Source organism: Micromonospora sp. WMMD1120, assembly GCF_029626235.1.
Classification (GTDB): Bacteria; Actinomycetota; Actinomycetes; order Mycobacteriales; family Micromonosporaceae; genus Micromonospora.
In genome coordinates this window covers 3,927,943-3,941,319 of sequence record NZ_JARUBO010000005.1, presented here as the reverse complement: position 1 = coordinate 3,941,319, position 13,377 = coordinate 3,927,943, and the positions used below count along the sequence as shown (strand labels likewise).

The window sequence follows — 13,377 nt, the reverse complement described above, 5'->3', positions numbered from 1 at the left end:
ATGGTGGGCGGTGGCACACACGTTGCGAGGTGCCCCGCGCGAGTGGGGAGAATCGGGAAGCCGGTGTGAATCCGGCACGGGCCCGCCGCGGTGACCGGGGAGCTGCCACCCACGCGTCCCAGACGCAGCCACTGGCCCCGAGAGGGCTGGGAAGGCGGGTGACCAGCGCAGATCCGGGAGTCCGAAGACCGGCCTCGCGTCACCGGCCCCGAACGGGGCACGAGCGCAGCGGGAGCCTGCCGTGAACACCGGACTCTACGAGACCATCCACCGCCGCCGGGACGTACGCGCCCAGTTCACCGGGGCGCCGATCCCCGACGAGACGTTGCAGCGGGTCCTCGCGGCGGCGCACGCCGCGCCGAGCGTCGGCCTGTCCCAGCCCTGGGACTTCATAGTGGTCCGCGACCCCGGGCTGCGCCACGAGTTCCACCGGCACGTGGAACAGGAGCGGGACATCTTCGCGGCCACCCTCGACGGCGCGGCGGCGGAACGCTTCGCGAGGATCAAGATCGATGGTGTACGCGAGTCGACGCTGTCGGTCGTGGTCACCTACGACCCGGAGCGGGGTGGGCCGGCGGTGCTCGGTCGGCACGCGATAGCCGACGCCGGCCTCTACTCGGTCTGCCTGGCGATCCAGAACCTGTGGCTGGCCGCGACCGCCGAGCACCTCGGAGTCGGGTGGGTCTCGTTCTACCGGGAGCCGTTCCTGCGTGACCTGCTCGGCATTCCGGCCACCGTCCGCCCGGTGGCGTGGCTCTGCCTCGGCCCGGTCACCCATCTGGAGCAGACGCCGGACCTGGAGCGCCACGGCTGGCGGCAGCGACGGCCGGTGTCGGCGGTGATCCACCACGATCGATGGACCAGCGGGTGACCGGGTGACCGGATGGCTGGCGCGGCACTCCCGCGCCAGCCGGAGCCGGCAGTGCGCACCGACCCCGCGCTGGTCACCCCTCGCCGGCTCGGTGGTGCACCACCAGCTCGTCGATCTCCAACCGGCCGACCCGCAGCTCCCGCACGACCGCCCGGCGGATGGCGAGCCGCCCGATGACCAGCGCGCCGACCGCCACGGCGCCCACCGCCAGCGCCCCGACGGCCAGGGCGCCGAGCGACGCCGCCCCCGCGGCCCGCGCGCCGGTGGCCGCCGCGCCGGTCGCCGCCGCACCGGTGGCGCGCGCCCCGGTCATCCGCATCAGGCCAACCTCTCGCTTCATGACCCCATTGTCCGCGAGCCGCCGGCCACCCGCTTCCCAGCTCCCGGATGTCAGCCCGGTAGCTGCTGTCGTTTCTGTCCAAGACGGTCGCCACCGCCTCCATCTAGCCTGGGTCCAGCACCCCGCCGAACCTGAGGAGTGAACACGATGCGTCGCGTGGTCTACACCGGTTTCATGTCGCTCGACGGCGTGGTGGACTCGCCGGGCGGCGGGCCGGGTGAGGAGCACCGCAGCGGCGGTTGGGTGTTCAAGGACCTCGAGTTCGTCCCCGAGGCGTGGTCGTTGAAGGGCGAGGAGCTCGCCGAGACGACGGCGCTGATGTTCGGCCGGCACAGCTACGAGGTGTTCGCACCGGTCTGGCCCGGCTCGGAGGACCACGCCGGCTACCGGGAGCTGCCCAAGTACGTCGTGTCGAGCACGCTGACCGACGACGCCCTGGTGGACGGGTGGGGCCCGACGACGATCCTGCGCTCGACCGCGGACGTCGCCGCGCTCAAGGAGGGTGACGGCGGTGCCATCTTCATCCACGGGAGCGCGGAGTTGGCTCGCCGGTTGTCGGACGCGGGTCTGATCGACCAGTACAACCTGCTCGTCTTCCCCGTGCTGCTCGGCGCCGGCAAGACCCTGTTCGGCCGGGCCGACCGGGACAAGCACATGCTCACGCTGCGCGAGTCGGAGACGTACTCGAACGGCATCCTGAAACTGGTCTACGACGTCCGGCGCTGATCCAGGTCCAGGGCGATCGCGCCGCCGACGCCCTCGCGCAGTTGGCCGGCGGTGCGGCCGACGTAGGTGCGCAGCGCCCGCGCCAGGTGCGGCTCGTCGAAGTAGTCGAGCTTGGCGACGACGTCGACCGCCGGCTCGCCGGCAGCCAGAAGGACCGCGGCCGTACGGGCGCGCTCGATCTGCCGGACGCCGCCCTGTGTCAGACCGGTCGCGGCCCGGAAGCGACGTTCGACACTGCGCCCGGAGACCGGCGGGCGGTGACCGCGCAGCACCTCGCGGACGAGCGGATCGTGGACCACCGTCCCGGCCCTGACCAGCCGCTCGACCAGGGCCTCGACGTCGTCCGGGCCGGGCGTCTCCCAGCGCGCGCCGTCCAGCCGGAACGTCCGCCGTCCGGTGTCGGGCAGCACGATGCCGCCGTCGACGAGCGCCGGCGTGGGCACGGCCCGTAGGGACGTGCCCACGGCGAACTCGATGCCGGTGAACGTCGCGCCCTCCGGCACCGGCGCCGCGCGGGTGCGAGTCTCCGGGCCGGTGACGCCCGCGTACGCCCGACCGGCCTGCTCCCAGAACACCAGGCCCCACCGCACTCCCGCGACCGACGTCATCTCGGTGACCCGTTCGCTCGTGCAGGTCCAGACGGTGTCGACCCAGTCCGAGTCGGACTGACGCACCTCGAACCGCAGTCCCACGATCGGAGGATAGCGTCGGCGCGCAGGCCGGCACTGTCGGCGCGACCTAGCCCGGCTGCGGACCGTCGCCCGCGGTGGCGGCACGCAGCTCCTTGAGCACGTACGTGGCGGCCTTCTCGACGACGCGGACGCCCTCCTCCTGGCTCACGTGGTGGTCGGAGAGCACCGCGACCAGCCAGTCGTGACGGGCCTCGACGATGCGTCCGATGCTGTTGACGATCCAGCGGCCACCGTCGCTGTCGGCGGTGTCCCAGCCGTTCTTGACGTAGACGGACGGGTTGCCCGGCTCCCGCGCGGCGGGGACTCCCCAGCGTTGCTCGGGAATCACCTTCTTCATCAGGCCCATGACGTAGGCACGGTCCTGCGGGGTCAACGGCCCTGTCGGCGCCGTCAGCGCGGCCAGCAGACGGAGCTGGTCGGCGGCGGTGGTCGTGGTGAGGCCCCAGTGGGAGTTGGGCTTGGTCTCCCGCAGACCGAGGGTGCGGTTGGCGGCGGTGAGGCCGCGCGAGCCCCCGATCCGCTGCCACAGCGCGACCGCGGCGTCGTTGTCACTGGACATGATCATGTCCTCGGCCAACCGCTTGGTGTTGGCGCTCAACGCCTTGCCCGGGGGCTCCTGGCCCAGCAGCAGCGCCGCCAGGATGTTGACCTTGACGATGCTGGCCGTCTCGAAGCGTCCGGCGCCGGCCGTCACCGTGGTCGTCCCCTGCCGATCCAGTGCCGCGACCGCCAGATGGCCGTCGTACCGCTGCACGTAGGCCCTGATGCGGTTCGCCGCCGGCGTGATCCGGTCGACTGCCGGCGTCTTGGGGGCCGGGCTGGCGGGGGCGGACCCGGCCGACGAACCGTCGCCGTGGTGACCGCGCGTGGCACCGTAGGCGGCCGTCGCGACGCCGGCGAGAGACAGGGTGGCCGCGGAGAGGACCCAGCGGCGCGGCAACTGCCGACCGTTGCGCTCAGCCAAGACGGGCCACCGCCTTCGCCGCGACCGCATCCACGGCTGCCCGGCTGCCGGAGTCGGGCAGGCTGATCGTCGAGACCGTATCGCCCCGTCTCAGCACCACGAAGTGCGTGACGGTGCTCGGGACGGCGCCGTGGTCGATGCGACCTCGAACGAGCATGCCGTTGCCTCCCAGATATCGCGGATCGACGATCTCGAAGGAGACCTGCGACCCGTGGACCCGGTAACTCGCGCACCGCAGCAGGACCAGCCGGACATCGTCGAGACTTCGCTCGGCCCAGCCGGGCTCGTACGTCTCCACGACGTGGTGGGCCGGCGACGAGCCGTCGGACGGCCGGTAGTAGCGCTGCACCGCGGCCCGCCGATGCGACTTCGCCGGGTAGTCGCCGCTGCGGTAGGTGGGGCAGGTGTCCTGCTCCCACGGCCAGGGCGGTGATCCGCTCCGGGAGTCGTCCTCCCGCCAGCCCGATCCCAGATCCCCGGCCCCCAGCAACGGGCTCCGGCCGGCCGGCTGCACGCTCGCGCTGGAACGCTCGGCGGGACCGGCACCGGGCTCCGCCCGCTGACACCCGGCGGCCAGCACCACCATCGCCGCCAGGAGCACCGACACGACAGCGACCCGTTCGCGGCCGCTGCCGCGACTCGGGCCTCGGCACGCCCTGCTGCTCGATATGGACACGGAATCCTCCCCCACACTGCTCGATGCCACAGCGAGTCGCGCCGCAGACGACCCGGTCAATGGCGTTCCTCGGCGAACAGCTCGGATCGCGTCTCGCCGAGCAGTTCGCGCAGGCGGTCGAGGGACCGCATGCTCTGGCTCTTGACGACGGCGGTGGAGACGCCCACGATCTCGGCGGTCGTCTCGACGCTCAGGTCCTCCCAGTAGCGCAGCACGATGATCGCCCTGTCCCGCAACGGCAGGGTGGCGACCGCGTCGAGCAACGTCATGCGCAGCTCGGCCGGATGTTCCTCGCCCCGGTCCGGCGGCGTCGGCACGGCCAACTCGCGGCTGGAGCGCCGCCGCTGGTGGTCGAGCAGGCAGCGCAGCAGGATCTTGCGGGCGTACGCGTGGGGGTCGTCGGCCCGGCGGACCCGTCGCCAGTTGGCGTACACCTTGGCCAGGGTCGTCTGGGTGAGGTCCTGGGCGAGGTGCCAGTCGCGGCACATCAGGAACGCGGCCTGGCGCAGTCGACCCGCGGTCGCCTGGGCGAACTCCACGAAATCGTCGTCAGCCATTCGACCGGGCCAGCGACGCGAAGTTCTTCTCACCGATCTTGACCAGCTCGGCCGGTAGCTTCGTCCCCCAGAGCGGATTGGCGGCGATAGCGGTCGCCTCGTCGACGGAGAGGGCCGGCGGTGCCGGCGAGGTGGCCTTGCCGTCCCAGGCCAGACAGGTGGAGACCGTCAACTCGATCCGGAGACCGTCTCCGTGGTGAACGGTGACCGTCTTGTCCCGTATGCAGTTGCCGGGCACCTCGGTCAGCTCCACCGTCCCGGGGGCCGGGCCCTGGCCGGGCCTGTCCTGGTGGATGGCGAGCCACAGCATGCCCGGACCCTCGCCGCGATCCAGGTAGAGCTGGACCGACGGCGTCCCCGGGCCCGCCCCGCCGCTCGGCAGGCTCGCGTAACCGCTGGTCTTTCCCGAGGGCAGGAGCCGTGTCAACAGCTGTAGGGCGCCCTGCGGCGTGGCGGTCAGCAGCTCACCGTCCGGGCCCGCCCCGATCCGCACGGTGTCGATCACCGTGGTCGACGGAGTCCCCCGCGCGGACAGTGGAGGCGCCGCGCCCTGGGCCTCGCCGGTGCCCGGCACGAACCCGTCCGGGAGGCCAGCGGGGGCCTCGGGCGGAGCCGGTGTGGCCGTGTCGACCAGCCCACCCGGCGAAGCGACTGTCGATGTGCCGGGCCGGCCGGCGTCCTTCGTACCGATGTCGAGTGGCCCGGCGGCGAAACCGATCACGAGCAGGGTCGCCAGCGCCGAACCGCCGACGCCGACCTGCGCCAGGCGGCGCTGGCGACGCAGCCGGCGACCCTGCGCCACCGACCGCTGGACCAGATCGCCCAGCGGTGGCGCGGGATGTCGGGCCAGGTCGTCCCGAAGACGCCCACGCACGTCGCCCATGTCCCGTATCTCCCCTCGGCCGACCGCCAGCCATGGCGATCCGTCACGTACCAGACGGATGGACGGGCCGATTTGGTTACCGTTTTTCAGCGGGAATTTCGGCCGCCGCCGTCGGGCTGGCGCGACGCTTCCGGAGCGCGTTCGACCACCTCCGCAGGGTGATTACCGAGGGCACCGCCGGCACGGGTGGACCCGCCGGCATCAACTCCGCGTCGGTCGGCCAGGCGCGGCGGGCGTCAGGGCCGACGGACGGCGTATCGGTGCGGCAGCTCGTCGACGCGCAGCTCTCAATAGAGACTCAGCGCCGTCCGCAACGCCTCGGCCACGTCGTCAGAGGTCGCGGTGGTGAAGGTGGCTCCGCCACTCGCCTCGCTGATCTCGGTCAGACCCTTGATCACGAGCGGGCTCGCGCTGTCGGGGAGGATGCCGATCACCCGGACGATGGGGCCGTCCTGCCGACGTAGCGCGAAAATGACCTCGCCGGCCGGGATGCGGCTGGTGTCCTGACCGTCGGTCACGACGATCACATTCACCGGCCGGGTCGCCGGCTCGGTCTCCCGGACGTGCTCCCGCACGGCGAGGATGGCCGCGTGCGGGTCGGTGCCAGCACCTGCGGCTCGCTGTCGGGCCAACTCCTGGCTGACCCGTTCCCGGACGTCGGCAGCGGGGCCGGTTGGCACGTGCGCCCGGATTCCCGAATCTCCACCGCCGGACCGGTCGGAGAATGTCCAGAGCCCGAGCCGGTCGACAGGTCTGAGCCGGTTGACGCCTCCCTGAACCGCGGCCAGCATCACGAATCCGGCGCGTCCGGCCATCGATCCGGAGGTGTCGACCAGGAGAACCGAGGTGACCGGTGGGCGAATCGTCTCCCACAGTGCGGCGACCTGTGCGGGCAGCCCGGGGGCGAGCCGCGCGCGGGTGTTGGCCCTGCCTGGTGTCTCGCGGGGTGGGTACGGCCAGACGTGGGCGATCCTCTCCCGGAGGAACTTCTTGAGGTCCTCGGCGAGGAGGCGCTGCGCCCTGCTCGCCGACGAGAGCACCGCGTACGGCATGTCTGCCGGCAGCGCGCCGTCGGTGAGCCGGATCGTGGCCCACCGGAACGTTGGCCGACCGGATCGGCAGGATTCGCCCCTGTTGGCGCTGCTGACGATCTCCTCCCTGGTGATGACGACCGTGTCGGCAGAGCCGCTGCCGGCGCACAGGAATCTGGTCTCGTCCTCGGTGACCGTGGCCTTGGCGAAGAGGTCAGCGACTCCCCGCGTCACCTCGGCGGAGGTGATCTCGGCCGAGGCCACCTTCGCCGCTGTAGCGCCCACCACTTCGCGGAGCCCGTACACGGTGTTCAGCCCGCTGATCGACCGTGTGGGGTTCGGCACCACGACCCGCGGGGACGACGTCGCCTCTCGTAGGTAACCGGCGACGTCCGGCCAGCCGACGCCGTCGAATCGCTGGGCGGCCGATGCGGGGACCGCCAGGACGAGGGGGTCGTAGGCGTGACGGTCGAAGTCTCCGTCGGCGACGACCCCGGGCTCGCGGCTCCGCAACAGGTCGACCATGGCCGACGAGACCGGGATCCACACCTGAGCCTGGTCGGGATCGGGCGTGGCCAGTGGGTCGCGGGAGCCGCTGACCAACCAAACAGGCTGACAGACGGCGCTACGGCTCTCGTTGAAGCGTCTGACGGCCGTGACCAGCCTCGATTGGTATTCAGGTGTGACGTCGACCGTGATCGAGACCCGGCAGGCGGTGGCGGCCAGCTTCGCGGCCACGCTCTCGAGCGCGTCGGGCACCACGGTCACGCCGGTGACCAGCATGAGGACCACGCCGGCGAACGCGGTGACGACGGTGCCTCGACGGTGTGCGGCATACCGGTCCCGCCTGGGCGTCAGCGGCGGAGCGCCGGCAAGGTGGGACCGCAGGCGGTCGTGCCGGAAACGATAGGCCGGACCGTCCTGGCGGAGCACCTCGTGACGGTGCGCGGCCTCCAGGAAGCCGGTCAGGTCCCAGGGCAGCCGACCGCGTGCCGCCAGCCACAGCCGGGAGATCGTGTACGCGACCCACGGCGCGCCGGAACCGAACGCGGCGAGCACCGCCACCAGTGTCGCCGCGAGCGCCGCCGCCACCGCGGCGGCCACCGCCGGGCTCCCACCGCCGACGCCGGCCAGTCCGGCGCCGGCCAACCCCACCACCGCGGCGGTCACCGCACCCACCGCCAGCGCGGCACCAGCGGTGGTGACCAGCAGCGTCTCACGTTCGGCACGCAGCGAGGAACGGAACGTCGCGGTGCCGTCCGTACCCTCGTCGGCCTCGCCGGGAACGCTGAGCCAGCGGCCGACCCCGACCGGAACACCGACCACCAGCGCCCCGGCGGCACCGATGACGAGCGTGTCCAGCAGGGCCTGCGGCAGCACGGCGAGCCAGCCGCGCTCGGGGTCCCACCGGTCGACGGCATTGAGCGCGGCGACCACCGTAGCCACCGGCACCGTGAACGGCACGGCGGTCAGGCAACCCTCGACCAGCCGCCGGGGCAGCGCGCCGAGGCGACGACCGAAGCGCTGCGGCACCATCCGGCGGCCCGCCGCCAGGCCGTTGCTGATGATCCCGAGCAGGGAACCGCCGACCACACCGACCACACCGAACGGACCGAAGAACTCGACCGCCGGCTCCGAGGTCGCGCTCATCAGCACGACCGTCGCACCGACCGCGAAGATCGCGCCGCTGACCAGGCCATCGCGCAGGGCGGCGGCGACGACAGCCAACATGCCGGGTGGTTGGTGCACGCGGGCGGCGCGACGTCCGGCGAGGACACCGACAGCCAGACCGGTCACCGCCGCGTAGGCGGTGGCGACACCCGGACGGTAGCCGCTCAGGGCGGCGAACCCGCCGCCGGCCGCCGCGCCGAGCGCGGCGACGAGCAGGCCGATGGTGACGACGATGACGGTCGGGTGCACCTGGGTGGCCAGGGTCCACCAGCGCAGCCGTGTGCCGGCGGCGAGGACGGTGAGCCAGCGGCGGGGCGCGTCGCCCGGGTAGGCGTTGGTCAGGAACTTCTCGAGCAGGTGCCGTTCGAGGGTGCCCGCGTCCATGGTCAGCAGTAGCCGCGGGTCGCTCTTCGGCGACTGGTAGGCGGACCGGGCCAGCGAGATCATCAGCGGGTTGGCGAAGGTGGTGGCGAGGTCGCCGCGAGGGTCGCGGCGCAGGCGGTCGGCGACGGGTGCCCACCGGGCGCTGCCGCGCAGGTCGCTCTCGGTGAGAAAGGCGACGGCGTCGTCCGGAGCGACGTGTTCGATCCGGACGACGGCGGCGGCGGAGAGCGGACCCCTACCGCTGACCACGTCGTCGTACTCGCCGGGTCGGGAGGTGACCACCAGACCGGGCATGATGGGAGCGATCCGGTTCAGCTCGTCGAACGCCTGGTGGAGCGCGGGCAGCGGAAGTTCGTCCAACCCGTCGAGGACGGGGAGGATCCGCTGTTCGCGCACCAGCCGCCCGGCCCGGCCGGGATAGTCCTCGTCGATGCGCCGGGCGATCCACTCGTCGAGGGGCTCGCCCGCGTCCCAGGTGGGCAGCGCCAGCAGCACCGGAACCGGGTCACCGGTGTGGCGCAGGTCGATGGCGTCGACCACGAACAGGGCCATCAGGCTGGACTTGCCTGATCCCGGTTCGCCCAGCACCACGAGTTGCCGGGGACGGGTGCGGCGCACCAGCGCCACCAGGTGCTGGGCCGCGTGTCCGTCACGGTCGAGACGGCCGGGCTTCGCCTGGGGAACCCCAGCGGCCGTGGACCGGGATGGGGACCAGCGCAGCCGCAGCGGCCTCGGGTGTCGCAGAAGGCGAACCCCGATCTCCTGCTGCCACTGCCGTTTGACGTGTTCGGCCAGCTTCCGCGCCGCCTCCTCACCGTCCGCGTCCACCGGCGGCTGTCTGCGTCGGCCCAGGTGCAGGGCGGTGCCCGCGACGATCAGGCTCAGCACGCTGGCGTACTTGTCGGCGAGGTCGAGAGTTTTCGGGTCGCGCGCCAGGACGGCAAGTGCGGCGAGGAGCGCGACACCCGCGATGACGTACGGTATCCAACGGATGCGCACCGAGTCACCGTAGCGTGGGCGCTCCACCGTGTCCGGCGCCGGGCCGGTCCCGCCGGACGGGCATGAGTCGGATTCCCAGCACCGCCCAGGCGCTTGTCGCGCCGACCCGCACCCGGGCGCGGCGCGCATCCCGGAGGGGCCGACGGGGTGGAACCCGCCGACCCCTCCGGGTGGGTCACCTTCCGTACAGCTCGAACTCGTAGAGCGAGAATCCGTACGAGGTGGCGCGCTTGACCCCGTACACCCGGACGTAGCGGGCCGTGACCGGCGCGAAGGTGGCGTTGTCGACGCCGCCGTTGCCGGTGGTGGTGGTGAACACCGGTGTCCAGGAGTTGCCGTCGCCGGAGACCTCGATCCGGTACGAGGTGGCGTGGGCCGCCTCCCAGCGCAGCACCGCCCGGCTGACCGTGCGGGCCGTGCCGAGGTCGACGCGGAGCCACTGGTTGTCGTTGTAGCTGCTGGCCCACCTGCTGCTCAGGCTGCCGTCGACGGCCTTGCCCGGGGTGTTGCTGGTCAGGAACTGGGTGCTCGACGCGGTCGCCGGGCGGCCCTGGGCGAGGTTGGTGACGTCGTCGCCGCGGCGTGCCGGGAACGAGACGACCTGCTGGTAGGTGGGGCGGTTCTGCCAGGCGATCGCCGGGTGGGTGATGCCGCCGAGCCCGGAGTGGACGATCGAGTCGGCGCACCACTGGTCACCGGCCCCGCAGGACTTGTCGCCCGGGTAGACGGTGGTGCCCGGCACCGCGGCGGCCTGGCCGAGCGCGTCCAGCAGGGACTGCCGGCACGCGCCGAGGTTGCCGTTGCCGCAGTACGCGCGGCCGAGCCCGCCGGCGACGGAGTCACCGAGCACGGTACGCAGGTCCTTGTCGACGTAGCCCCACCAGCCGTGCTGGAACGACGAGCCCTTGTGCGCCTGACCCTGCGACGCCCAGCTCACGGTGCCGTCCCGCGCGCCGTTCTGGCCCCCCGACGGCGACTCGTTCACCTCGATGGCGTCCACCAGGGCGGCGTAGAGGTCCGGCCCGAGGCCGCCGCGGAACTGCGCCGAGGCCAGCAGCGGCCACCAGGCGTCGAAGATCCGGATGGCGTCGGCGTGCTGGTAGACCTTGGAGCCGGGAGACGTCTCCACCCGGCGGGAACCGGCCTGCTGCCAGGCGCGCAGCTTGGCGACCGCGTCGGCCAGCGCCGGGTCGGTGACCGGCGCGCTGTCCAGCACCCGCAGCAGGTCGCCGAGGACCTGCTGGCCGCGCAGGTCGGTCACCCCCGCGTCCGCCATGATCTTGACGACGTCCGCGCGGCCGAGCTTGCGCTGGCCGATCGCGGCCCGCACCGGGCCGTCCAGAAGCTGACCCCGGTGTACGGAGCCGAAGCTGAAGTTGCCGTCGGCCGCCCCGAAGTCCCGCGCCTGCTTGTTGTTCCAGCTCACGTAGTAGTCCTGGTTGACCGACTGCGGATGCGCCGACGCCGGGGTGTAGGTGGCGTCGTTGGTGTCCGGGTTCCAGCCGACCCACTCGTACGCCGGTTCCGCCTTCGCGGGCAGGTTCGGGTCGGTGGCGGACGACCGGACCGGGTTCGATCCGGAGTTGTAGTACGCCGCCTCGGTCGAGTTGACGAAGAACCAGTTGAAAGCGTACCCGACGTTGGCCGCGGACGCCTGGAAGGCCGCCGCGCTGCCCATCGCCGCCGGGTCGTTGAACGCCTGGAATCCGATCGCCGAGTCGGCCTCGTGCCGGTAGGTGGAGCGCAGCTTGGTGAACGCGGTCGGCTGCCCGTTCACCAGGCCCCGGTAGGCGACCAGCCCGTACTTGGTGCGCAGCGCGCGCAGCGTGTACGAGCCGGCCGGGGTGGAGTCGGCCAGCGTCGGCGACCAGGAGTTGCGCTGCTCCAGCGCCTCCATGGCGAGGCACTGACCGTGGTAGAGGTAGCGGTTGCTGCGCAGCGTCGGGGCGCTGCCGTCGGTGGTGCAGAGCGGCACCGCGTACGTGTCGGTGAGATCCTGGGAGGCGGAGGTCGCGCTCCAGGCGTAGTCCTGACCCCGGCCGAGCAGCACGTAGAGGTTGAGGCCCGCGAACGCCGCGCCGCGCGCGCTGATGCCCGGACCCTGCAACTCCTGAAGCATGAGCAGTTGCGGCGCGAAGTAGCCGGTCTGCGGCCCGAACACGGCCACCGGGTTGCCGGTGGTGGTGTGCTGCCCGGACACCACCACCGCGTTGGACATGCCGTGCGCGCGCAGGTTGCTCAGGCCGCCGAGCAGCTCCTTGGTGGCGGTGCTGGCGCCGGTGCGGGCGGCGGCCCCGCCGGTCTGGTCGTACGCGAGCGGTTCGGCGACAACGGTGCCGGCGTCGGGGAGCACCGCGCTGGTCGCGCCCGGCGGCGTCGCCCCGTACGGGAAGCTCTGCCCGTCGTGCAGGGTCAGCACGGTCTCCGGGTCGTTCTGCGAGCGGAACGCCGCCCACACCCGGTCGCCCTCGGTCGCGCCGTACCTGGCCCGCGCGGCCACCCGGACCAGCGCGGACTGGATCTCGCTGCCACCGCCCCCACCGAACAGGCCGCCGATCACTCCGGCGGTGGCGATCAGGTCGGTCATGGTGAAGTGCTTCGGCTTGCCGGCCCCGGCGAGCACGTACTCGCCCGGGTAGTTGTCATCGGCGATCGACTTGTCGATGTAGGCGTTGATGCCGGCGATGTAGTCGACCACGTCGGTGTAGAGCTGCTGACCCCGCGCGCCCTTGGTGCGCAGCGCGTCCACCTGGGCCTGGAGGTCCGCCTCCGAGTAGGGCGAGTTGGCCCAGACACTCTGCTCCAGCTCCCGGTTGCCGGGGGCGCCGCCGGCGAACGAGGTGACGTTGCCCCGGCCGACGTGCCGCAGCAGGTCCATCACCCAGAGCCGGTCCTGCGCCCCGGCGTAGCCCGCGCCGAACATGGTGCCCGCGCGGGTGGTGCCGGTGATGTGCGGGACGCCGGTGGCCTTGTCCCGCACGATGGTGACGTCCGCGCGCGGGGAGACGGTGCTCTCCACCTGCGCCGCCGGGACGCCGAACGAGGCGTCGTTGTAGAAGTGCGCGATCTGCTCGTCGGTCAGCCCGGCGTAGTTGTAGACCAGGTTCGCGTACTCGTCGAGCTGGTCGCTGGAGTGCGCCGGGCGGGTGCCGAGCGCCTGGTGCGCCAGGATGGCGACGAGCGTGGCGTTGCCGTTCTGCCCCGGGGGCAGGATGTCGGCGCACTGGCCGAGGCAGTAGTCGTTGGCGGCGAAGCTGGTGACGGTGACGCTGGGTGCGGCCGGCGCCGGTGACGGCGGGGTCACCGTCAGGACGCTCGCGGTCAGGGCGGCGGCGGTGAACGCCGCGAGCCGGGTGCGGAGAGCGGGACGGGGCATGGCGATCCTCCGGGGACGCGGAGCAGGGCCGTACGGTCACGCCCGGCTTCCGGTGCGACGTCTCGCCCTCCGCGCCCGGGCGATCCACCCGGAGGTGAGAATGACTCACATCGATCTCCGGGCAATGATCGGTGCTTAACTACCGTTCGGGATACCCGTCGTTCACCACGCGCCAATGCCGACGTTTCGCCCGCCGCACAGCCACCG

The 13,377-nt window shown here is 72.3% G+C and carries 10 protein-coding genes and 1 riboswitch; of the genes, 2 read left to right on the top strand and 8 right to left on the bottom strand.

The window, feature by feature from the left end; genetic code table 11:
- Positions 1 to 10: 10 nt before the first annotated feature.
- A riboswitch (cobalamin riboswitch) is annotated at positions 11 to 212 on the top strand.
- A 29-nt stretch (positions 213 to 241) separates the two neighbouring features.
- Positions 242 to 871 carry a 5,6-dimethylbenzimidazole synthase gene (bluB, locus tag O7634_RS18565; RefSeq protein WP_278151374.1) on the top strand — a complete coding sequence of 210 codons (630 nt, stop codon included), beginning with the start codon at positions 242 to 244 and terminating at the stop codon, positions 869 to 871.
- Positions 872 to 944: 73 nt separating this feature from the next.
- On the opposite strand, the gene O7634_RS18560 is transcribed toward bluB, so the two are convergent.
- On the bottom strand, positions 945 to 1,211 hold the full coding sequence (locus O7634_RS18560) for a hypothetical protein (protein ID WP_278151373.1): 267 nt from the start codon (positions 1,209 to 1,211) through the stop codon (positions 945 to 947).
- Between the two features lie 147 nt (positions 1,212 to 1,358).
- Here O7634_RS18560 and O7634_RS18555 point away from each other — a divergent pair, with 147 nt between their 5' ends.
- Positions 1,359 to 1,937 (top strand): dihydrofolate reductase family protein, encoded by a 579-nt coding sequence (locus O7634_RS18555; RefSeq protein WP_278151372.1) that lies wholly within the window; start codon positions 1,359 to 1,361, stop codon positions 1,935 to 1,937.
- Here O7634_RS18555 and O7634_RS18550 read toward each other — a convergent pair.
- The 7 genes from O7634_RS18550 to O7634_RS18520 form a co-directional block, all read right to left on the bottom strand.
- Positions 1,919 to 2,629, bottom strand: a complete 711-nt coding sequence (locus O7634_RS18550) for a helix-turn-helix domain-containing protein (RefSeq protein WP_278151371.1) — start codon at positions 2,627 to 2,629, stop codon at positions 1,919 to 1,921. The two genes, O7634_RS18555 and O7634_RS18550, sit on opposite strands and share 19 nt — an antisense overlap.
- 46 nt (positions 2,630 to 2,675) lie before the next feature.
- A complete protein-coding gene (locus tag O7634_RS18545; RefSeq protein ID WP_278151370.1) occupies positions 2,676 to 3,593 on the bottom strand; it encodes a serine hydrolase in 918 nt (305 codons plus the stop codon).
- Positions 3,586 to 4,200 (bottom strand): hypothetical protein, encoded by a 615-nt coding sequence (locus O7634_RS18540; RefSeq protein ID WP_278151369.1) that lies wholly within the window; start codon positions 4,198 to 4,200, stop codon positions 3,586 to 3,588. Before O7634_RS18540 ends, O7634_RS18545 begins: the two co-directional genes overlap by 8 nt.
- Before the next feature lie 125 nt (positions 4,201 to 4,325).
- Positions 4,326 to 4,826 (bottom strand): SigE family RNA polymerase sigma factor, encoded by a 501-nt coding sequence (locus tag O7634_RS18535; RefSeq protein WP_278151368.1) that lies wholly within the window; start codon positions 4,824 to 4,826, stop codon positions 4,326 to 4,328.
- Complete coding sequence (locus O7634_RS18530; RefSeq protein ID WP_278151367.1) at positions 4,819 to 5,709, bottom strand: hypothetical protein; 891 nt, start codon at positions 5,707 to 5,709, stop codon at positions 4,819 to 4,821. The genes O7634_RS18535 and O7634_RS18530 overlap by 8 nt, the downstream gene beginning before the upstream one ends.
- Before the next feature lie 287 nt (positions 5,710 to 5,996).
- Positions 5,997 to 9,794: a VWA domain-containing protein gene (locus tag O7634_RS18525; protein ID WP_278151366.1), complete on the bottom strand. Its 3,798-nt coding sequence runs from the start codon at positions 9,792 to 9,794 to the stop codon at positions 5,997 to 5,999.
- Between the two features lie 175 nt (positions 9,795 to 9,969).
- Positions 9,970 to 13,170 carry a penicillin acylase family protein gene (locus tag O7634_RS18520; protein WP_278151365.1) on the bottom strand — a complete coding sequence of 1,067 codons (3,201 nt, stop codon included), beginning with the start codon at positions 13,168 to 13,170 and terminating at the stop codon, positions 9,970 to 9,972.
- Between the last annotated feature and the right edge of the window lie 207 nt (positions 13,171 to 13,377).